At 71.5% G+C, this 20,342-nt stretch carries 17 protein-coding genes; 5 read left to right on the top strand and 12 right to left on the bottom strand.

The annotated features are described in order from the left end of the window. Window positions 1-4 precede the first annotated feature (4 nt). From ACWH95_RS11615 to manA, 4 genes are all read right to left on the bottom strand, one after another. Window positions 5-1,387, bottom strand: coding sequence for a DUF5719 family protein (locus ACWH95_RS11615; RefSeq protein WP_452313182.1), 1,383 nt, complete (start codon window positions 1,385-1,387; stop codon window positions 5-7). Then, window positions 1,384-4,404, bottom strand: coding sequence for a glycosyltransferase (locus tag ACWH95_RS11610; protein ID WP_454120688.1), 3,021 nt, complete (start codon window positions 4,402-4,404; stop codon window positions 1,384-1,386). Before ACWH95_RS11610 ends, ACWH95_RS11615 begins: the two co-directional genes overlap by 4 nt. Before the next feature lie 82 nt (window positions 4,405-4,486). Then, on the bottom strand, window positions 4,487-4,804 hold the full coding sequence (locus ACWH95_RS11605; RefSeq protein WP_136029858.1) for a WhiB family transcriptional regulator: 318 nt from the start codon (window positions 4,802-4,804) through the stop codon (window positions 4,487-4,489). Window positions 4,805-4,954: 150 nt separating this feature from the next. Continuing rightward, complete coding sequence (manA, locus tag ACWH95_RS11600; protein WP_136029860.1) at window positions 4,955-6,082, bottom strand: mannose-6-phosphate isomerase, class I; 1,128 nt, start codon at window positions 6,080-6,082, stop codon at window positions 4,955-4,957. A 68-nt stretch (window positions 6,083-6,150) separates the two neighbouring features. Between manA and ACWH95_RS11595 the strand changes: the two genes are divergently transcribed. Together ACWH95_RS11595 and ACWH95_RS11590 are read left to right on the top strand one after the other, a co-directional pair. After that, on the top strand, window positions 6,151-7,566 hold the full coding sequence (locus ACWH95_RS11595) for an O-antigen ligase family protein (RefSeq protein WP_136029863.1): 1,416 nt from the start codon (window positions 6,151-6,153) through the stop codon (window positions 7,564-7,566). Continuing rightward, the gene (locus tag ACWH95_RS11590; protein WP_136029864.1) at window positions 7,563-8,861 is read left to right on the top strand and encodes an O-antigen ligase family protein; all 1,299 of its coding nucleotides are present in this window, start codon (window positions 7,563-7,565) and stop codon (window positions 8,859-8,861) included. The genes ACWH95_RS11595 and ACWH95_RS11590 overlap by 4 nt, the downstream gene beginning before the upstream one ends. A gap of 15 nt (window positions 8,862-8,876) precedes the next feature. Here the strand turns inward: ACWH95_RS11590 and galE are convergent, their stop codons facing one another. Next, window positions 8,877-9,866 carry a UDP-glucose 4-epimerase GalE gene (galE, locus tag ACWH95_RS11585; RefSeq protein WP_136029866.1) on the bottom strand — a complete coding sequence of 330 codons (990 nt, stop codon included), beginning with the start codon at window positions 9,864-9,866 and terminating at the stop codon, window positions 8,877-8,879. 148 nt (window positions 9,867-10,014) lie between these two features. Here galE and ACWH95_RS11580 point away from each other — a divergent pair, with 148 nt between their 5' ends. Genes ACWH95_RS11580 through ACWH95_RS11570 form a run of 3 tightly spaced genes read left to right on the top strand, consistent with a single transcriptional unit; the run spans window position 10,015 to window position 13,494 of the window. Continuing rightward, window positions 10,015-11,925 carry a glycosyltransferase gene (locus tag ACWH95_RS11580; RefSeq protein ID WP_136037059.1) on the top strand — a complete coding sequence of 637 codons (1,911 nt, stop codon included), beginning with the start codon at window positions 10,015-10,017 and terminating at the stop codon, window positions 11,923-11,925. Next, window positions 11,922-12,884, top strand: coding sequence for a glycosyltransferase (locus ACWH95_RS11575; RefSeq protein WP_136029870.1), 963 nt, complete (start codon window positions 11,922-11,924; stop codon window positions 12,882-12,884). Before ACWH95_RS11580 ends, ACWH95_RS11575 begins: the two co-directional genes overlap by 4 nt. Window position 12,885: 1 nt before the next feature. Further along, window positions 12,886-13,494, top strand: coding sequence for a hypothetical protein (locus ACWH95_RS11570; RefSeq protein WP_136029873.1), 609 nt, complete (start codon window positions 12,886-12,888; stop codon window positions 13,492-13,494). 39 nt (window positions 13,495-13,533) lie between these two features. Here ACWH95_RS11570 and ACWH95_RS11565 read toward each other — a convergent pair whose 3' ends face one another. From ACWH95_RS11565 to wecB, 7 genes are read right to left on the bottom strand one after another with little or no spacing between them, the layout of a single operon-like run. Beyond that, window positions 13,534-14,268, bottom strand: a complete 735-nt coding sequence (locus tag ACWH95_RS11565) for an ABC transporter ATP-binding protein (RefSeq protein ID WP_136029875.1) — start codon at window positions 14,266-14,268, stop codon at window positions 13,534-13,536. Beyond that, window positions 14,268-14,804, bottom strand: coding sequence for an NUDIX hydrolase (locus ACWH95_RS11560; RefSeq protein ID WP_168443158.1), 537 nt, complete (start codon window positions 14,802-14,804; stop codon window positions 14,268-14,270). Before ACWH95_RS11560 ends, ACWH95_RS11565 begins: the two co-directional genes overlap by 1 nt. Beyond that, window positions 14,801-15,907: a hypothetical protein gene (locus tag ACWH95_RS11555; protein WP_168387290.1), complete on the bottom strand. Its 1,107-nt coding sequence runs from the start codon at window positions 15,905-15,907 to the stop codon at window positions 14,801-14,803. Before ACWH95_RS11555 ends, ACWH95_RS11560 begins: the two co-directional genes overlap by 4 nt. Beyond that, window positions 15,907-16,698 (bottom strand): ABC transporter permease, encoded by a 792-nt coding sequence (locus ACWH95_RS11550; RefSeq protein WP_136029877.1) that lies wholly within the window; start codon window positions 16,696-16,698, stop codon window positions 15,907-15,909. Before ACWH95_RS11550 ends, ACWH95_RS11555 begins: the two co-directional genes overlap by 1 nt. A gap of 10 nt (window positions 16,699-16,708) precedes the next feature. Beyond that, window positions 16,709-17,845 carry a UDP-galactopyranose mutase gene (gene glf / locus ACWH95_RS11545; protein ID WP_136029879.1) on the bottom strand — a complete coding sequence of 379 codons (1,137 nt, stop codon included), beginning with the start codon at window positions 17,843-17,845 and terminating at the stop codon, window positions 16,709-16,711. 59 nt (window positions 17,846-17,904) lie between these two features. After that, window positions 17,905-19,215: a nucleotide sugar dehydrogenase gene (locus tag ACWH95_RS11540; protein ID WP_378803577.1), complete on the bottom strand. Its 1,311-nt coding sequence runs from the start codon at window positions 19,213-19,215 to the stop codon at window positions 17,905-17,907. 49 nt (window positions 19,216-19,264) lie between these two features. Then, window positions 19,265-20,329, bottom strand: a complete 1,065-nt coding sequence (gene wecB / locus ACWH95_RS11535; RefSeq protein ID WP_378803576.1) for a non-hydrolyzing UDP-N-acetylglucosamine 2-epimerase — start codon at window positions 20,327-20,329, stop codon at window positions 19,265-19,267. Window positions 20,330-20,342: the final 13 nt, after the last annotated feature.

Genomic DNA, 20,342 nt, shown 5'->3' with positions numbered 1-20,342 from the left:
GGGGTCAGGGGTAGACCGTGATCGACTTCTCCACGCCGGGCGACGGCGGCACCGGCAGCACGCCGAGCGCACCGGCCGCGGTCAGGGTCACCGCGGCGTGCACGGGTCCGGTGGTGCGCAGCAGATAGGTCGTCCGCGCGGTCACGTCGATACCGCGGGTCTGCCCCGCCGGCACCGACACCTCCTGCGGCTGACCGCCGTCGATCGGCTCGACCGTGACGGTCGCGTCCTCGTCGCCCGTGTTGGCGAGCTGCAGCCGCGGGGCGGGACCGGCGGGCACGGCGACCGCGGCCTGGTCGTCGAGCTGGGCGGCCGGAGTCACCCACGCGAAGTCGGTGTCGCGTCCGAAGCCGTCCTGCTGGCGGACGGCGGCGACGACCGGGGCCTCCGCCTCGATCTCCACGGTGTAGCGTCCCGGCTCGAGCCCGCTGAGCGCGACCTGCGCGGGGACGTCGGGGTCGAGCGGGACGGAGAACTCGTCCGTCGTCGGCGAGGAGCCCTCGCTGTGCACCGTGACCTTCGCCATGGCGTCGGCGCCTGGTGCCAGCAGCCGCAGCACGGTCATGTCTGCCTCGTCGCCGTCGGACGTGAACGTCTGGACCCCCGTGATGACCACGTTCTGCTGCGCGCCGGCCACGGCCTCCTGCAGGTCGATGCCGGCGGGGTCGAGCACGCGCACGAGCGACGACTGCAGGACGGCGCGCACCGGAGCCCCGACCGCGCTCACCTTGACGACCGGCGCCTCGTTGCCGGCGGCGATCGACGTCAGCGGAAGGGCGGTCTGCGTGCGCGCCGGGATGATGACGGTACGGCCGCCGCGCGTCTCGCCGTACACGGTGAGGGTGACGGTGGACGGCACCTCGGCCGCGTTGGTGAGGATGACGATGTCCTCCGTGCCGGTGCCCACCGCACCGCCGACGAGCCAGGACTCCAGGCGCGGCACCGTGCACGGGGTGGCCGCGAAGCCCCCGAGGTCGTCCGCGGCGAGGGTGAACGACTCGGCGCCCGCGATCAGCGGAGCCGTGCGGCCCTCCACGGCGCCGGTGAGCACGGAGACCTCGTCGCCGTCGGCGAGGTCGGGCGTCGCCACGCCCGACGAGGCCGGGTCTCCCGACGTGCCGCCGGTGGTGAGCGTGGGGGCTGCGGCCGCTGTCATGTCGAGCGGTGCGGACGAGTCGCGTCCGAGCGCCCGGAAGTCGCCGTTGCAGACCAGCACGCTGTCGCCGGGCAGCGGAGTGACCTGCTCCTGCGCCGGTTCGTGCGCCACGGTGGGCCAGGGCGCGTGCACGGCCGCGACGACCCCGATCACGCAGGCGGCGGCCACGGCCACGCCCGTCACGACGCGGGCGCTGGTCGCGGCGACCCGGAATGCGCGGTTGCCGCTCATCGGCGCTCCTCCTCGGGCTGCGGTGCGGGGGTGTCGTCGTCCGATTCCGCGGCGTCCGCGGGCTCGACCTCGGCCTCGGGAACCGGTTCGGCGATGGGCGCCAGGGCCTCGTCCGTCAGAGCCGGTTCGTCCTGCGGATCCTCGACCGCGCCGACGGGCGGGTCCTCCACGACCGCGGCCGGGAGATCCTCGGCGTGACGCGGCAGCACCATCGGCTCCTCCGGCGCCCGCCCGACGATGCGCGACTGCGCCCTGGCGGCACGCCGCGACGCCCTGGTCGGGATGGACAGCAGCAGCGCGGCCAGCACCACGAGCAGCTGCAGGGTGATCACGAGCCGCGCCGTGCCCTCCTGCGCCGCGGTGAGCGACGCCGGTGCCGCGGCGTCGCCCTCGAGCCGCCACAGCACTCCGCGCTCGGTGGTGCCCGCGTGGACGAGACCCGGGCGCTGGTCGATCGCGGCGATCGAGGCCGTGCGCAGCGCACGGGCCCGGTCGCCCTCGCCCGCGACCTGGGCGATCAGCACGTAGCTGATGCCCTCCGCGGCGAGTTCGGCCGGTGCATCGAAGTCGCGGGCGGAGATCAGGTCGACCGCGAGCGTGCCGGTGTCGGTGCCCTGGGGCTCGACGGCGGTCGAGAGCATGGTGGTCTGGGCCCCGAGGGTCTCGCTGGCTCCACGGACCACCTCGACCGCGAGTCCGCCGTCGTTCTGCGGGGTGAGGATGAGCGTCGAGATCGCGCGGTCGCCCGCCGCCTGCGCGGCCACGTAGGCGGGCAGCGTCGACTCCGGCCCGTTGGTGAGCACGGATCGATCGGTGTGGAACGCGGTGAGGGCGGGCAGGGCACACACCAGGAGCGCGGCCGCCGTGACGGTGGTCGCCACGGTGCGCAGCCGCGGCAGCGGGAGCGCCGTGTCGAGCGTGACGGTCGCCGCGCCGAGCACTCCGATCCACGCGAGGCTCAGCCCCGTGCCCGGCCAGATCGGCACGGGGGTGCCCTGCGCGAACGAGACGCTGACGCCGACCGCGAGGAAGGCCGTCGCGACACCGGCGACGGCGACCACCAGCAGCGTGATGCCCGCGCGCCACCGCGGTGACACGGCCGAGGCGAGGGCGAGCAGCGCGAGCGGTGCGCACAGGAGGGCCGCCCACGTGCCGAGACCGCCGGGCGCGACGGTCGCCCAGCCCGCGAGGTCGGTCGTCGGGAAGCCGAGGGCGATCGCGAGGCGGCCGACCGCGTCTGCTCCGGCCTGCGGTGCCGCCCACGTGAGTCCCGGGTCGGCGAGCAGTGCCAGGGGCGTGCCGTGCAGAAGCTGCCAGGAGATCAACGGCCCGAACAGCACGGCCGTGGGCAACGGGAGCCACAGCAGACGACCGGCGCCGCGGAACTGGGCCGTGCCGATCACGATGCCCAGCGTCACGAGCCACAGCAGAGCGAGCGCGGGGGCGAGCGAGGGCGCACAGGCGAGCACAGCGGCCAGCAGCAGCGAGGCGCTGCCCGCGGCACCCCACGAGCGGTGCGCGACGACCGCGGAGTGGAACAGCCACGGCAGCAGGAGGTGGGCGAGCACCGCGGCGGGGCGGCCGTCGACGAGCGCGGTGAGGAACGTGGGTGCCAGCGCCCAGGCGATCCCGGCGAAGATCCGTAGTCCGGCGCGATCGGTCACACGGGTCGCGGCGAACCACCCGCCGAGCACCGCCAGGGGCAGCGCCAGGATCCACAGCAGCACGAGGGTGAACGAGGGGCCGGCCGGCCACAGCGAGCCGAGCACCGCGACCACGGCGGCGAAGGGATCGGCGGGGCCGACCACGTCGACGCCCAGTCCGCGGGTGCCCCAGGCCGCGTCGCCCCACAGCGCCGCGACGGTCTGGCGCAGCGGCAGCAGGCCACCGCCCCCGATGGTCGGCCAGGCGAGCAGCGTGGTGAAGGAGGCGATGCCCACGACCAGGGCGGCCAGCACGACCCATGCGCCGCCGCCGGAGAAGAAGCGCAGCTCGCTCACCGCGCCGTGCTCGCTGCCGTGCCCGTCGTCGAGCCGTCGGCGCAGTTGCGCCGAGGTCACCCGGAGCGGGGCGATGCTGGCCCAGGAGGACGTACGGAAGGCCCGGATGCGTGCGCGCGAGCGGGCGACGGCCCCGAATCGCAGCATCGCGGCCAGCGCGGCGCCCCACTCGGGCAGCACGGCCTCGGGTCGCTTGCCGATCAGGTGCGTGATCGACCGCCACAGCGCGAGCGGCAGCAGCGACAGCCAGTGCGGCGGCACGGCCGGAAGGGGCGCATAGGCCAGACGGCGGTGCAGCTGCGCGAGGCGCGTGACGTACGCGCGGCGGGAGCGCCCGGAGGGCAGGGCGGCAGGGCCGTCCGGCGCGGCGGAGACCCGGGCGCTCGGCGCGAGCACGACGCGCCCGCCGCCCAGGCGCGCGCGCACCCCGAGGTCGAGTCCTTCGTCGGCGCCCGCGAGTGCCGGGTCGGGCCGCAGCGCGTCGCGCACCTCCCCGCGGATCAGCAGGCCGCGGATGTCGGCGCCGAGCGCATCGTCCATGCGGTCGTGCTGCCCCTGGTCGAGCTCCCCGGCGGCGAGCTCGACCGATCGGCCGAGCGCGGTCATGCTCACGCCGAGAGACACGATCTCCCGGTCGTTGTCGGTGGCCACGACCTTGGGGGCGACGATCGCGGCGGACGGCGAGCGCTCCAGCGTGCCGACGAGTCGTTCGAGCGCCCGCGGGTGGGGGGCGGTGTCCTGGGCCAGCAGCCAGATCGCAGACCCCTCCGGCACCCGAGGCCTCGCGAGATCGATCGCCTCCGCGAACGACGTCGACGGCCGCGCCTCGATGATGCCCTCCACCGTGTTCGCGACGGCTTCGCTCTCGCGAGCGGTCGCCGCATCCCCGCACAGGACGAGCGTGACGGCGTCGGGGGCGAGCGTCTGGGATCGCACGGCGTCGAGTGTGCGGAGCAGCTGCGCGCGGGCCGAGGGGCCGGGGCGCGCGACGATGATGGCGTGAACTCGGGCTGGCATGACGTGGTCAGCCTATGCGCGCGATCGTCGGCGTCGGGTCAGGGACCCCGGCGCGCCCGCGAAGCCGTGCGGCGTGATCGCCTCAGCTGGCGCGGCGCTTGAGCTTGCGGCGCTCGCGCTCGGAGAGACCGCCCCAGATGCCGAAGCGCTCGTCGTTGCTCAGCGCGTATTCGAGGCATTCGCCACGGACGTCGCACGCGGTGCAGATGCGCTTGGCGTCGCGCGTCGAGCCGCCCTTCTCGGGGAAGAAGGCCTCGGGGTCGGTCTGCGAGCAGAGCGCGTCGCTCTGCCAGGCGAGGGCGTTGTCGTCGTCCGGGTCGGACCGGCGAACCCCGGGAACACCGAGGTTGACCGGATCGACGAACCAGTTCTCCGGCACATCGGAACGGTAACCCGTCATGTCGACCTCCAACCCTTCAAAAACCGCCCCCCTGGCGGGCCGTGCTCACCTAATTACACCGGTGTGATTCGCTCGGGTCAAGTCGCGGATCGTAAACCCTCAACGGATTCTTGAAGGTTCATGGACGCCCGTCGGCGTGTCGCGGTCGTGTCAGCGCCCGGGCGTCGCCACGAACGCCTCGCCCGCACCACCGAGGGTGAGCGTGCGCTCCTCGGCGTCCGCGAACACCGCCGTGCCGACCGCCGCCGTGAGCTCCTCCCCCGTCGCCGTGGCCACCCGCACCGCACCCGAGGTCGCGAGCACCATCGTCGGGCCGTCCACCGCGAGCGTCACCGGCTCGCCGTCCAGCGCGACCCGCCGCAGCGCGAAGTCCGGCACGGGCACCGGGTACTCGGTGATCGCCTGGCCGTCCTGCGGACGCAGCACCGGCACCTCGCCCGTCGTCGTGTCGAGGATGTGCAGCAGCTCGGCGACGTCGATGCGCTTCGGGGTCAGTCCGCCGCGCAGCACGTTGTCGCTCGCCGCCATGATCTCCACACCGAGACCGGAGAGATAGGCGTGCAGCAGCCCGGCCCGCAGGAACACGCCCTCACCGCGGCGCAGCACGACGTGGTTCATCAGCAGCGCCACCACCACGCCGGGGTCGCCGGGGTAGTGCCCCGCGATGCCGGCGACCGCCCGCACCGTCTCGGTCCACTCCCCCGCCTCGCCCGCGGCCGCGGCGATCACGGCGGCCGTGATCTCGTCGACCTCCGCCTGGGCGTCGCCGCCGAGCAGCCAGCCGATCGCGGAGCCCAGCGGGTCGGACTCCTGCTGGAGGAGCTCCCGGAGCCGGGAAACCCCCGGTCCCGGCGCGAGCGTGTCGAGGAGCCGGAGCGACTCGGCGACGGGGCGCAATCCGCTCAGCGACTCGAAGCGCTCGCTCAGCGCGACGATGAGCTCGGGCTTGTGGTTGTCGTCCCGGTAGTTGCGCTCGGGGTCGTCGAGGGGCCGTGCGCTCTCCTTCGCCCACCCGGCCTTCGCCTGCTCGATCGTCGGGTGCACCTGGATCGACAGCGGGCTCCCGGCTGCGAGCAGCTTCAGCAGGTAGGGCAGGGTGCCGCCCGTGAAGCGGTCGAGCGTGCCGTCGCCCACGACCTCCGCCGGGTCGCCGGGGTGGTCGCCGAACCACACCTCGGCCTCCGGTGCGCCCGTCGGGGTGCGCCCCTCCAGATCGGCCAGCAGGGTCTCGGATCCCCAGGCGTAGTCGCGGGGGGCGTTCGTGAGCGCGAGCAGCATGCCCCCAGCGTAGAGCCCCGCTGCGGCGCTCAGGATCGCCGCGCGTCCGTCGCGGTAGCCTGAACGCGATGGCCCAGTACACCAAGCACCCGGTGGCCCCCCTTCCCACCGCGCCGGAGCGCGAGTCGACGGGGCACCTGCTGCTGCGCGGGTACGTCATCCTCGTGCTCTTCGTGGCCTTCGCGCACTCCGCCGTCTACAACCTGCTCGGCGTGGTCGGCGCCGCCGCCGTGCTGGGACTCTTCACCGTCGCGACCCTCGCGATCGGCATCCCGATGCTCGCGCGTCGTCGTCCGCAGCCCTTCCGCTGGCGACGCCTGCCGTGGGCCGCGCTGGGCTACACCGCACTCGCGCTGGTGTCCGTGGCATGGTCGCAGTGGCGCGGGCCGACGATCGCGACCGGGCTGCTGCTCGCCGCGGTCACCGTGAACGGCCTGTTCATCGCGCACGTGCTCACCTGGCACGAGATCGTGCGCGCGCTGTCCTCCGCCTTCAAGTGGATCCTCGGACTGTCGCTCGCCCTCGAGCTGTGGGTGTCCCTCGTGCTGCACGGCCCCCTGCTGCCGAACTTCGTCGACCTGCCGGACGGCGAGATCGACCCGCAGTGGTACTGGGTGCGCGACAACCTGTTCGACGGCGGACGCATCCAGGGCATCGTGGGCAACGCGAACCTGCTCGCGATCGTGTCCCTGTTCGCTCTCATCACGTTCGGCGTGCTGTTCGCGGCACGGGCACGGTGGCGCACCACCCTCGCACTGTGGATGATCCTCGCGGCCTACTTCCTGCTGCGCACCTCCTCCGCCACGGCGCTCGTGTGCGCGGGTGCCGCTGTCGTGGTGCTGGTGGTGGCACTGGTCATGCGGCGGGCGTCGACCCCGAGCGCCCGCACGCGCGTGTACGTCGTCGCCATCGGCTCGACCGTGATCGTCGGGGCCGCCGTCTGGCTGCTGCGCGGGCCCCTGCTGTCGCTCCTCGGCCGCAGCGCCGACCTGACCGGGCGCTCGGAGAAGATCTGGACCAAGGTCCTGGAGCGCGCGGGCGAGCACCCCCTGTTCGGCAACGGCTTCTCCAGCCCGTGGGTGCCGAGCGATCCCGCGTTCGACCACTGGATCGTCGACCACGGCATCACCGTGTTCCACGCGCACAACATGTGGCTCGACGTGCTGCTGCAGCTGGGCGTGCTCGGCGTCGTGCTGATGGCCGTCGCCTACGGCAGCCTGCTGTGGCGCTCCTGGTTCTTCGCGGTCGACCGTCCGCGGTGGGACCTCGACGCGCACCGACCGTTCTCGCCGATCACCCTGCTGCCGAGCCTCTACACCATCGTGCTGCTCGTGCAGGGCCTGACCGAGTCCACGCCGATCATGCTGTGGGGCTGGCTGCTGCTGGTCCTGTTGTCGTTCAAGCTGAAGTCCGTGCCGCTCGTGGGCGTGGGTGAGCGCGACCTCGTGTTCGAGCGCGGGACGACGCAGCGGCGGGTGCCGTGACGCCGGGTCGCACGATCACCCGGCTCCTCGGGTCGGCGGAGTTCGCGCGGGCCTTCACGCTCGCGGTGCTGCTGGCGGTGTTCGGCTCGTTCCTGATCGAGCGGATGACGTCTCCCGTCACCCTCGCCACGATCGTCACGCTGCTCTGCGTGCTGGGAGCCGCGATCCTCTGGGTGCGCCGCGAGGAGCTGTCGCTGCTGCGCCTCGCGCCCTCGTCGCTGATCGCGTTCCTCGGCTGGGCACTGGTGAGCCTGGTGTGGACGACCGATCGTTCGGACACGTTCTTCGGCTGGCTCTCCCTGCTGGGCTTCGCGTTCCTCGCCATCACGGTCGGCCACATCCGCGACACCCTCCAGACCGTGCGGGCGCTGGGCGACGCGCTGCGAGTGCTCCTGACGCTCTCGCTGGGCGTGGAGATCCTGTCCGGCGTGCTGCTCGACATCCCGTTCTCGTTCCTCGGCGTGCAGGGCGACCTCGCGCTCGGCGGACCGGTGCAGGGCGTCTTCGGCAGCCGCAACATGCTCGGGTTCATCGCCGTGATCGCGCTGATCACCTTCGTGATCGAGTGGCGCACGCAGTCGGTGGACCCGCCGCTCGCGGTCGTGTCGATCGCCCTCGCCGGCGGGCTGGCGTTCCTGTCCTCCTCGCCGACGGTGCTCGTCCTGGCGGTGGCGGTCGGCATCGTGACGGTGGCGCTCACGATCGTGCGGCACACCTCCCCCGCGCGTCGCACCATGGTCCAGTGGGGCCTCGGGGCGCTGGTCGCCCTCGCCCTGGCCGTGGCGTTCGCGCTGCGGCACCAGATCATCGCGCTGCTGGACGCCGGCTCCGATTTCTCGATGCGGGCGACCCTGTGGAACATGATCCTCGACTTCGTGTCCATCAAGCCGATCACGGGGTGGGGCTGGTTCGGCGACTGGGCTCGCGGGGAGTATCCGTTCACGTTCATCAACTTCCAGCTGGGCGAGCACCACCAGAGTGCGCTGAACGCGTTCTTCGATGTGCTGCTGCAGCTCGGCACGGCCGGCCTGGTGCTGTTCCTGCTGCTGGGAGGAGTCGCCCTCATCCGCTCCTGGCTGGTGGCGAGCGTGCGCCGATCCGTGGTCTACGCGTGGACGCCGATCACGCTCGTGACGCTCGCCGTCGATTCGATGTTCGAGAGCTTCACGCTGGTGGGTGCCGGCTGGTTCCTGCTCGTGCTGTGCGCCCTGCGCGCCGGGCAGTCCCGCTCATGGCGCGAGAACATCGACGCCGCGCACACCGGGGCCATCCCGACCCTCCGCCCCCAGGGCTAGGGTCCGCGCCGGAAGTCAGCGCAGCGAGCGGAGCTTCTCCGACCAGGCCAGTGCATCGCGCACACCGTCGTCGACCGAGCGCTCGGCGCGCCAGTCCAGCACCGCGGCGGCACGGTCGACGATCGCGTACGCGCCCGCCTGGTCGCCCGGGCGTCGGCCGGTCTCGACCACCGGCAGCACCTCGCCCGTGACCCGCTCGAACGCCTGCACGAGCTCGCGCACCGTGACGCCGTCGCCTGTGCCCAGGTTGATCACCTGGTACGGCTCGTCGGGCGTGGCCACGCGGTCGAACCGCTGCACCGCGGCGACGTGCGCGAGAGCCAGGTCCCAGACGTGCACGTAGTCGCGCAGCCCGGAGCCGTCGCGCGTGGCCCAGTCGGTGCCGGTGATGGTGAAGGGCTCGCCCGAGGCGTGCGCCTGCATGATCTTGCCCAGCGCGTGCGAGGGCGTGGGGTTCTGCAGTCCCGTGCGCAGGCGGGGGTCGGCGCCGATCGGGTTGAAGTAGCGCAGCGCGATCGCCCGGAAGTCGCCGGCGGCCGCTGCGTCGGCGAGGATCTGCTCCACCATGGCCTTGGTGGTCGCGTAGGGGCTCGCGGGCGCCAGGGCACCGCTCTCGTCGACGCCGTCACCCGACTCCCCCGCGTACACCGAGGCCGAGGAGCTGAACACGACGCGCGGGACACCCGCGTCGCGCAGCCGCTGCAGCAGCACGATCGTCTTGCCCACGTTGCTGTCGTAGTAGCCCAGGGGGTCGGCGACCGACTCCGGCACGACCACGCGCGCCGCACAGTGGACGACCGCGTCGATGTCGGGGTGGTCGGCCAGCAGCCGGTCCAGCACCGCGTGATCGGCGATGTCGCCGACGTAGAGGTTGCGTCCGTCGCCGAACACCTCGAGCCCCTTGGAGAGGTCGTCGAGCACGACGACCTCGATCCCGGCCTCGATGCATGCCGTCGCCACGGTCGATCCGATGTAGCCGGCGCCGCCGGTGATCAGTACCTTCATCGCGGTCAGTCTAACCAGGCGGGCTGGGCGCGACCGGGGAGGCTCTCCGCGGATCCCGAGGTGACGAACGGTAGGCTACTCACTGCTCGTCGAGTCGCGCGCTGCCCACCGGCGGCGTCCCGCGACACCAACATCGGAGAACCTCCCTGTGGCCCACGTCCTTCAGAATGTCGTCTTCCCGCTCGATCGCGACCCCGACCTGCTCCCGCTCTACGCCGACCCCGAGACCTGGTCCGTGATCGAGAACGAGCCCGTCCGGGTGTCCAACAGGGCGCACCTGGGCAACATCCTCGGCCGTCACCGTGCGCGCATCGTCGCCGGCCGCCGCGTCTCCCTCGGCACCTACTTCAACGCCTTCCCCGCGTCGTACTGGCAGCACTGGACGAGCGTGCGCGAGGTGCAGCTCACGGTCCGCACGACCGGACCCGCCACGATCCTCGTCTACCGCTCGAACGGCAGCGGCGTGCGCCAGCGGGTCGCCACACGCGAGGTCACCGGAGAGGCCACGACGTCGTTCGACCTGGCGCTGACGCAGTACAGCGACGGCGGATGGATCTGGTTCGACGTGGTCGCCGACGAGAAGCCTGCCGTGCTGGAGGGCGCTGAGTGGACCACCGAGCACGAGCCGGCCCGCACCGGCAAGGCCTCGCTCGGGATCACCACCTTCAACAAGCCCGACTACTGCGTCGAGACGCTGCGCGCCCTGGCCGCCTCGCCCGATGCCCTCGAGTTCGTCGACCGCATCTTCCTCGTCGACCAGGGCACGCAGCTGGTCCAGGAGCAGGACGGCTACGACGACGTCGCCGAACGCCTCGGCGAGACCCTGCAGGTGATCCGGCAGCCGAACCTGGGCGGCTCCGGCGGCTTCGCCAGGGCGATGCACGAGACGCTGCAGCGCCCGGAGAGCGACTTCGTGCAGCTGCTCGACGACGACGTGCGCCTGGAGCCGGAGTCGCTGCGCCGGTCGATCGTGTTCGGACAGTACGCGACCACGCCCGTGCTGGTGGGCGGCCACATGTTCGATCTGCTCGACCGGCCCAAGCTGCACGGGTGGGCCGAGGTGGTCGACCAGGCGCCGTTCATGTGGCGCAACCTGTACCAGGAGCAGATGCCGCACGACTTCGGGGTGTCGAACCTGCGCCAGTCGACGCTGCTGCACATGCGCATGGACGCCGACTACAACGGCTGGTGGATGTGCCTCATCCCGGTCGAGGCGGTCCGCGCGGTCGGCCTCGCCCTCCCCGCGTTCATCAAATGGGACGACGCGGAGTTCTGCCTGCGCGCCGGGGAGGCCGGATTCCCCACCGTCTCGATGCCGGGCGTCGCCCTGTGGCACGTCTCCTGGGTGAACAAGGACGACACGATCGACTGGCAGGCCTACTTCCATGCCAGGAACCGCATCGTCGCCGGGCTCCTGCACTCGGAGGTCCCGCGCGGAGGTCGCCTGCTCCGGCACAGCCGGCGCGTCGACCTCAAGCACCTGATGATGATGCAGTACTACCCGGTCGCCCTCCGTGCCAGGGCGCTGCGCGACGTGCTGTCGGGGCCGGAGCACATGCGCCGGAACATCCGTACCGCGATGCCCGCCGCGCGGGCCCTCGCCGCCGAGTTCCCCGAGACCGTGGTGCACCGCGACCCGTCGCGCGTGCTCTACTCGCGTCGCGGGCGCCAGGTGTACAAGCAGGTGTCGAAGAACGACCTCGACAACCCGACCGGTCTGCGGCTGCGCTGGTTCACGCTGACCACGCTGGTGTCGCACTGGATGCACCGTCCGCACCCGGCGAACGTCGTGCAGCCGGAGGCCGAGTTCGGCAAGGAGGACGCCCAGTGGTGGCGCGTCCCCTCCTTCGACAGCGTGCTGGTGAGCACGGCCGACGGCTCCGGAAAGAACATCTACACGCGCGACCGCCGCCAGTACCGCCGCATGCTGCGCGAGAGCGTCCGGCTGCACGCCGAGCTCCGGCGCCGGTGGCCGGAGCTGCGGGCGCGCTACCGCGAGGCGATGCCCGATCTCGTCTCCCCCCAGTCCTGGCAGCAGATCTTCGAGGAGAAGGCATGACCGCGGCCCCCGCTGCATTCGACCCCACCGCAGCGACCATCGTCATCGTCACCTTCAACCGTTCGCACCTGTTGTCCGGGCTGCTCACCAGCATCACCGCGATGGACCCGAAGCCGGGCCGCGTGGTCATCATCGACAACGCGTCGGCCGACGACACCACCGACGTGGTCGAGTCGTTCCGTGACGACATCGGCACCGAGATCGTGTACCGGCGCCTGCAGACGAACACGGGCGGGTCCGGAGGCTTCAGCGAGGGCATGCGCACCGCGTACGAGCTCGGGTCCGAGTGGATCTGGATGATGGACGACGACGTGGAGGTGCTGCCGGACGGCCTCGCCAGGATGGGCCGCTGGGCGCCGCGCTTCAAGAGCATCCAGGGCCGCCGGTACGACTACGACGGCAGCGAGTTCTACTGGCAGTACCGCATCGCCGAGCGCATGGGCATCCCGATCCCGTTCGCCCCGGCCGGCTTCGACGAGTCGGGCTACAAGCACATGAACAGCGGCTGCTTCGAGGGCATGTTCATCCACCGCTCGATCGTGCAGCAGATCGGGCTCCCCGACCCGCGGTTCTTCATCTACTGGGACGACCAGATGTACGGCTGGCTGGCCTCGCGCCTGACCACCGCGGTCATCGTGGACGAGTTCGTGCTGCGTCGCACGCGCGAGATCAAGCAGTGGGACATGGGCATCCGGCACATGAACGCGTCGAGCAACGCCTACCGGTACTACATCATGCGCAACCGCGGCTTCATCAAGCAGTACTACCGCGTCCACGGCGTGTACAACCCTGTGCTGTTCGGCCTCGGCACCGCGGCGACGTTCGCGAAGGAGCTCATCCGGCTCGTCTTCGTCGAGCGCACGGTGCGGGGCACGAGCAACCTGTTCCGCGGGATCCGCGACGGCGGCCGCGTGGGCCGCGACCGGTCGTGGCAGCCGATGACCCCTCTGGAGGCATGACGTGACCGATCCGCAGGAACCGCAGCCGGAGCTCCGCTGGGCCCCGCTTCCGCCCACCCCCGAGCGCAAGGGGCGGGTGTGGCTGATCGTCGGCCTCTCGGTGCTCGCCCTCGCGATCATCGGTGCCCTGCTGTTCTTCCTCCTGCCTCGCGGAGACGGGCCGACGCCGGGACCGAGCGCCTCGCCCTCGCCGAGCTCGACCCCCACGCCGACCGAGACCCCGACGCCCACGGCCACGCCGACGGCGGGCCCGCAGCCGAGTCAGACGCCGATCGTGACGCAGCCGCCGGTCGTCGACCCCACCGTGGAGGCTTTCCGCGGACAGGTCTCCGGGCCGCTGGCCGACGCGCTGCGCGGGCTCGACATCGTCGCGGGCGCGAGTGGTCAGGACGCGCTGCCCGTGGTGGACACGCTGCAGGAAGACGCGCGACGCCTGTCCGACCTCCCGGCACCGTCGTCGATCGCGGACAGCTGGCGCGACGGCACCGCCTCGTACACGCAGCGGCTCAGCGAGCTGCGGACGGCGATCACCGACGGCGGGAACACCGCCGGCGCGGTCGATGCCGCGCGCACGGCGGCGCAGAGCCTGCGGAGCCTCGTCGGCCTCTGAGCCCCGGCGACCTCGCCCCGACCGTGCGGGCGTGGAGGCTCAGACCGCGTAGTCGGCGTTGTAGCGGTCGAGCACCTCGCCGATCGGTGCGTCCAGCGCGAGCGCGCCCTTGTCGAGGTACAGCCCGCGCGTGCAGAACCGGCGCAGGTCGCGCTCGTTGTGGCTCACGAAGAACAGCGTGCGCCCCTCCGCGAGCAGCTCGTCGATGCGCTTGTAGCACTTGTCGCGGAACGCCTTGTCACCGACGGCGAGGACCTCGTCGACGAGGAGGATCGGCTCGTCGAGCTGCGATACGACAGAGAACGCCAGCCGCACCTTCATGCCGTTGGAGAGGTGCTTGTAGGGCGTCTCCTCGAAGCCGGCGAGCTCGGCGAACGCGATGATGTCGTCGTAGCGGCGCGAGACCTCGTCGCGCGACATGCCGTGGAGACCCGCGGTGAGACGCACGTTCTCCCGCACCGTCAGATCGCCGACGAACCCGCCGGTGATCTCGATGAGCGGCGCCACGCCTCCGTTGACATGCACCGACCCCTCATCGGGGAGCAGCACGCCGGCGACCAGGCGCAGCAGCGTCGACTTCCCCTGTCCGTTGCGGCCGACCACACCGATCGACTCCCCCGGCTGCACCGTGAACGAGACGTCGCGCAACGCCCAGAACTCGCCGGGGCGCGAACGGCGCGATGCCCCGCTGAACAGGTCCTTGAAGCTGCGCCGCCCCCTCCGGTTGCGGCGGAAACGGACGCCGAGCCCCTGTACCTCGATTGCCGCGGACATCACAGCTCCCCCCTCGATGAGAGGACGGCGATCGCCGCGAGCGTGTGGGCATCACGGATCGTCCCGTCCTGCACGGCATGCGCCAGTTCCGCGAGCGGCAGCCAGCGCCGGTCGGAGACTTCCCCGTCCGGCACGGTCGCCGGCGCGTCCTGGTCGATGCGGCACTCCACGACGGCGACCTCCTGGGGGAAGATCGACGAGTCGGTCACGTACGTTCCCAGCACCTGCGGGTCGCGGCCGCGCAGGCCGGTCTCCTCCCGCAGCTCTCTGAGGGCGGTCTCGACGGCCGTCTCACCGGCTTCGCCGGCCCCGCGAGGGAGCTCCCAGAGCTTGGCCCCCGCGGCTTCCCGGGCGCTCAGCACGAGCAGCAGCCGATCCGCGTCGCGGGCCACGATCACCGCTCCTGCTCGCCCGTCGGAGACGACGAGGCGGTGGTGCGTGTAGGCGGACCCGTCGGCGGCGCGCCGCGCGGCGGCCTCGAGCCGCACCGGGAGCCCGTCGGAGCTCGCGTACACCGGGGTGAATCCATCGGTCATGAGCGCGCTCCCCTGTGCAGGACGAACCGTGCCTGCGGATCGCGGACGAGAAGCTCCCGGAGGGCACCGAGCGAGTCGAAGGGCACGGTCGTGGCGATGGCGCCGACGAAGGCCACCCAGGTCCAGACGTTGTCCACGGAGCCGAGCCCGAGGCCGGGCACGGCGAGGGCGACCACGCAGAGCGCGATGACGAGCTTCGCGATCGACGTCAGCAGCACGAAGCCCCGCGACGACACGGCCGTCACCTGGGTGGCCGCAAAAGCGAGCCCGCGCATGCGCGACCACGTCGGCCGCTCGCGCAGGCGGTGCCGCTGACGATGAGAGGCGTCCCAGGCGACCGCGATCGTGGCGGGGGTGGACTCCCGCGCCCACGCGACCAGCGTCGTCGACAGCGGCAGCTCCACGTCGTGCGCGGCGCGAGCGAGGTGCCCGTCGGCCTCGGCGCCGAACGTCACCCAGTCCGCTCCCGCGTTCTCCGCGATCATGCGCAGGTACGCGTCGCCCCACCAGCGACGCACCGCCTCCCGATCGGCCTCCGCGAGCGGGAGCGCCTCGATGCGCTGCCACGCCACGCTGCGGAACCGTACCTCGTCGAGTCGCGCATCGGCGATCACGCGCAGCGCCTCCGGCGACGAGGCCGGCGGGGTGCCCGTGCGCAAGGGTGCGTCGCCACCCGTCTGCTGCTCGTACCGGATGATCCCCGTCTCGACGAACCGCAGCCATTCGTCCCACCCGCGGCGGACCTCCGCCGGAATCCCGACCGCACCGCGCAGAGCGGGAAGCGACCAGTGAAACGCGTCGTTCGCGAGCCGAGCATCCAGACCTTCGCGCAGCGTCGGGTGCACGCCCGTGATCGTGAGGGGATACCGTCCCGGCGTCGCGCCGAGCTCCCGCATGACACCGTCCGGACCCAGCGTCAGGAAGTACGCCCCGTCGAGCAGCATGGCGTCGGTCACCAGGATCTCGCTCGAGACGAGCATGCCGATCCGGAGCATCCCCGTCAGCTCGGTGATCGCCTCCCGCGCATCGGCAGCCCCGTCGAAGAGCGCCGCCTGGGCGGGCGCGTCGAGCTCAGCGATGAGCACGCGTGCAGCCGCAGACATCACAGCTCCTTCAGCACCGGGCGCTCGAGGCTCCGGAACGTCCACACGCCGAGCGCCAGGATGACCACGCACATCACGACGCTCACGATCACCGGCATCGGGTCCCACAGATCGGGGAAGAAGCCCACGCGGTAGAGCGTGAAGATCCCGGCGAGCGGGTTGAACGCCCCGATCACGTCGAAGGGCGCCGGGAGGTCTTCGAAGCTGTAGATGACGGGCGAGGCGTAGAACAGCGCGCGGAGGATCAGCGCCGTCGTCCGCTCCAGATCCGTGTACAGCACGCACAGCGGCGCGACCAGCAGACCGAGCCCGACCAGCAGCATGATCTGCAGGAGGAGCGCGACCGGGAACCACAGCAGCATCACGTTCACCGTGGCTCCGCTGAACACCGCGAACAGCACCAGCACGGGGATCGAGAACAGGAACTCGATGCCCTTGCTCAGCACGATGCGGTTGACCCAGATCGACCGCGGGATCGCCGTCGAGCGCACGAGACGCGAATCCTTCTTGAACGCCCTCGTGAAATCCGACACCGAGGTGTTGAACCACACCCACGGCAGCAGCGCCACGATGAGGAACACGATGTACGGGTCCTCGCCCACGCTCCGATGGAACACCTGCGTGAACACGAACCAGTAGATGGCGCTCATCACCAGCGGATCGAGCACCGACCACAGGTAGCCGAGGGCGCTCGTCGCGTACCGCACCTTCAGGTCGCGGGCGGACAGCAGCCACAGCGAATGCAGATAGCGCCGGGGCGTCCCGGGCGCCCCGACAGCAGCGTGACTCACGGTTCCGAGTCTAGGAGAGAGTGTTGTTCCAGAGCGACAGCGCCGACCCGATGGCCATGTGCATGTCGAGGTACTGGTACGTGCCCAGACGCCCGCCGAAGTGCACGTCCTTCTCGCCCTTCGCCAGCTCGCGGTAGGCCAGCAGCCCCTCGCGGTCGGTCGGCGTGTTCACCGGGTAGTAGGGCTCGTCCTCGCGCTCGGCGAAGCGGGAGAACTCGCGCATGATGACGGTCTTGTCGGAGTCGTAGACGTCTTTGCGCTCCGGGTGGAAGTGCTTGAACTCGTGGATGCGCGTGTAGGGCACGTCCATGTCGGGGTAGTTCATGACGCTGGTGCCCTGGAAGTCGCGGACGTTCAGCACCTCCTGCTCGAAGTCGAGCGTGCGCCAGCTCAGGGCGCCCTCCGCATAGTCGAAGTAGCGGTCGACCGGCCCCGTGTAGACCACGGGCACCTGGCCGACGGTCGCCCTCTTGTTCAGCGGCTGCGCCTCGTCGAAGTAGTCGACGCCGAGCTTCACCTCGATGCGGGGGTGGTCCGCCATGCGCTCGAGCCACGCGGTGTACCCGTCGGTCGGCAGTCCCTCCCACGTGTCGTTGAAGTAGCGGTTGTCGTACGTGTAGCGCACGGGCAGGCGGCTGATGATGTCGCCGGACAGCTTCTGCGGGTCGGTCTGCCACTGCTTGGCGGTGTAGTCGCGGAAGAACGCCTCGAACAGCGGACGGCCGACGAGCGCGATGCCCTTCTCCTCGAAGTTCGCGGCGGACTTCACGTCGAACTCCCCCGCCTGCTCCTTCACCAGAGCACGCGCCTGGTCCGGCGTGTAGGCCGCCTGGAAGAACTGGTTGATCGTGCCCAGGTTCACCGGCATCGGGAACACCGTGCCCTTGTGGGTCGTGTAGACCCGGTGCACGTAGTTCGTGAACGTGGTGAAGCGGTTGACGTACTCCCACACGGTCGCGTTCGACGTGTGGAACAGGTGCGCCCCGTAGCGGTGCACCTCGATCCCCGTCTCGGGTTCCGCCTCACTGTAGGCGTTGCCGCCGATGTGGGGGCGGCGGTCGATGACGGTCACCTTGCGGCCGGCTTCCGCGGCACGCTCAGCGATGGTGAGGCCGAAGAAACCCGACCCGACGACGAGAAGATCCATGCCTCAATCGTATCGGCGCGCGGCTGGGAGCTTCAGCCGCGGCGCCCGGTCGCGGGTCGTCAGACCGTGGCGGAGGCGCGGCCGGCGCCGACGACCATGCGCGGCGTGCCGGCCCAGGCCTCCGCGTCGGTCACGGCGCGGCCGTCGACCAGGAGCCGCACGCCCGGCAGCTGGACGGGACGGAGCGTGCGGTACTCGGCGTGATCGGTCTGCACGATCGCGAGGTCGACGCCCTCCCCGAGCGCGTAGGGCTCGAGTCCCAGGGCGCGCAGCTCGTCGTCCGTGTACAGCGGGTCGTGCACGCGCACCTCGGCGCCACGGCGTCGCAGTGCCTCGACGGTGGGGAAGACACCGGAGAACGCGGTCTCCTTCACCCCGCCGCGGTACGCCGCGCCCAGCACGACCGCCCGGAGTCCGGACAGGTCGCCGAGCATGCCCTCGGCCTGAGCCACCAGGCGCTCTGGCATCGACTCGTTGAACACGCGCGCCGTGCGCACGATGTCGGCGTCGGGGTCGGTCGACAGGTACAGCTTGGGGTAGACCGGGATGCAGTGGCCGCCCACCGCGATGCCGGGGCGGTGGATGTGACTGAAGACCTGCGAGTTGCACGCCTCGATCACCTGGTACACGTCGATGCCGTTGGCACCCGCGAAGAGGGCGAACTGGTTCGCCAGGCCGATGTTCACGTCGCGGTAGGTGGTCTCGGCGAGCTTGGCCATCTCGGCCGCCTCGGCGCTCTGCAGGTCCCACACCCCGTTCGTGCGCGGCAGGTCGGGACGCTCGTCGAAGTCGAGCACCGACTCGTAGAACGCGACGGCGCGGCGGGCCCCCTCGTCGGAGAGCGCGCCGATCAGCTTGGGGTACTTGCGCAGGTCGGCGAAGATCCGCCCCGAGAACACACGCTCCGGGGAGAACACCACGTGGAAGTCCTCCCCCTCGCGCAGCCCGGAGACCTCCTCGAGCAGGGGCTTCCAGCGGCCGCGCGTCACCCCGACCGGCAGCGTGGTCTCGTACGACACCAGCGTGCCGGGGGTCAGGTGCTCGGCGAGCGAGCGGGTGGCCGCGTCCATCCACCCGAACTCGGGCTCCGCGGTCTCCTCGTTCACGAACAGCGGCACGACCACGACCACGGCATCAGCCCCGGGGATCGCCTCCGCGTAGTCGGTCGTCGCCCGCAGCCGTCCGGCCTCGAGCGCCGCCGTCAGCTTCTCCTGCAGCTGCGCCTCGCCGGGGAACGGCTCGACGCCCCGGTTGACGCTGTCGACGAGGGCCGCATTGACGTCGACCCCGACCACGTCGTGTCCCTTGCTGGCGAACTGGACGGCGAGGGGCAGGCCGATCTTTCCGAGGGCCACGACGGCGATACGCATGGGTTCGAGTATATTCCGGCGCGGGTACCCGGCTCCTCGCGGGTGGGCCTCAGCGACGCTCGGACAGCACCGCGATCACGCGCTCGGCGGCGTGCCCGTCGCCGTACGGTGCCGCGTCCGTGACCGCCGGTCGAGGACGCGTCACGGCCGCCGCGATCTCCTCGCGCGTGTTCGCGAGCACGTTCCAGCCCAGCTCCACCGTCTCGACCCACTCCGTCTCGGTGCGCACGGTCGTGCACGGCACGCGCAGCAGGAACGCCTCCTTCTGCAGCCCGCCCGAGTCGGTCACCACACCGGCACTCGCCGCCGCGGCCGCGATCAGGTCGGGGTAGGCGAGCGGCGGGCGGGAGGTGAGCGAGCCGCGGTCGAGGTCGATGCCGTGCGCGGCCGCCTTGGCCACCACGCGCGGGTGGGCCAGCAGCACGACGGGACGGTCGAGCCCCGCCAGGGCCTCGACCACCTGCCGCAGCCGCGCCGGGTCATCGGTGTTCTCGGCGCGGTGGATCGTCGCCAGGTAGTACTTCCCCTCGGCGGCGTCCAGGCGCTCCCCCTCGTCGGCGGCACGCCGGGCGACACGGTCGCGCACGTCGAACAGCACATCGGTCATCACATCGCCCACCAGCACGGTGCGCTCGGCCAGCCCTTCGCGCGTGAGGTGGTCGACGGCGACCTGCGTCGGTGCGAGAAGAAGGTCGGCGGCGTGGTCGGTCAGCACGCGGTTGTGCTCCTCCGGCATGCGACGGTTGAAGCTGCGCAGCCCCGCCTCCAGGTGCGCCACAGGGATGTGCAGCTTGACCGCGCTCAGCGCCGCCGCCACGGTCGAGTTCGTGTCGCCGTACACCAGCACCCAGTCGGGGCGGTGCTCGTCGAACACCGCGTCGAGGGCACCCAGCATCGCTCCGGTCTGCACGCCGTGCGAGCCGCTGCCCACGCCGAGGTGCACGTCGGGGGCGCCGATCCCCAGATCCTCGAAGAACACGTCAGACAGCAGCGGGTCGTAGTGCTGTCCGGTGTGCACGATCACGTGCTCCACCCCGGCCGCGCGGGCGGCATGGTGGATCGGGGCGAGCTTGACGAACTGGGGGCGCGCGCCGACGACGCTGACGATCTTCACGAGCATCTACTCT

The sequence above is a fragment of the Microbacterium sp. NPDC055502 genome (genome assembly GCF_053643635.1).
Note: the sequence above shows the minus strand (reverse complement) of the source record. Positions and strands in the feature narration are given on the sequence as shown.

What these genes read in the sequence shown, in the direction of transcription:
- ACWH95_RS11540 (WP_378803577.1), bottom strand. Translation starts at nt 19,215, where the DNA reads ATGCGTATCGCCGTCGTGGCCCTCGGAAAGATCGGCCTGCCCCTCGCC.
- ACWH95_RS11560 (WP_168443158.1), bottom strand. Translation starts at nt 14,804, where the DNA reads ATGACCGATGGATTCACCCCGGTGTACGCGAGCTCCGACGGGCTCCCG.
- ACWH95_RS11565 (WP_136029875.1), bottom strand. Translation starts at nt 14,268, where the DNA reads ATGTCCGCGGCAATCGAGGTACAGGGGCTCGGCGTCCGTTTCCGCCGC.
- ACWH95_RS11610 (WP_454120688.1), bottom strand. Translation starts at nt 4,404, where the DNA reads ATGCCAGCCCGAGTTCACGCCATCATCGTCGCGCGCCCCGGCCCCTCG.
- galE (WP_136029866.1), bottom strand. Translation starts at nt 9,866, where the DNA reads ATGAAGGTACTGATCACCGGCGGCGCCGGCTACATCGGATCGACCGTG.
- ACWH95_RS11555 (WP_168387290.1), bottom strand. Translation starts at nt 15,907, where the DNA reads ATGTCTGCGGCTGCACGCGTGCTCATCGCTGAGCTCGACGCGCCCGCC.
- ACWH95_RS11615 (WP_452313182.1), bottom strand. Translation starts at nt 1,387, where the DNA reads ATGAGCGGCAACCGCGCATTCCGGGTCGCCGCGACCAGCGCCCGCGTC.
- manA (WP_136029860.1), bottom strand. Translation starts at nt 6,082, where the DNA reads ATGCTGCTCGCGCTCACGAACGCCCCCCGCGACTACGCCTGGGGATCC.
- glf (WP_136029879.1), bottom strand. Translation starts at nt 17,845, where the DNA reads ATGGATCTTCTCGTCGTCGGGTCGGGTTTCTTCGGCCTCACCATCGCT.
- ACWH95_RS11595 (WP_136029863.1), top strand. Translation starts at nt 6,151, where the DNA reads ATGGCCCAGTACACCAAGCACCCGGTGGCCCCCCTTCCCACCGCGCCG.
- ACWH95_RS11575 (WP_136029870.1), top strand. Translation starts at nt 11,922, where the DNA reads ATGACCGCGGCCCCCGCTGCATTCGACCCCACCGCAGCGACCATCGTC.
- ACWH95_RS11605 (WP_136029858.1), bottom strand. Translation starts at nt 4,804, where the DNA reads ATGACGGGTTACCGTTCCGATGTGCCGGAGAACTGGTTCGTCGATCCG.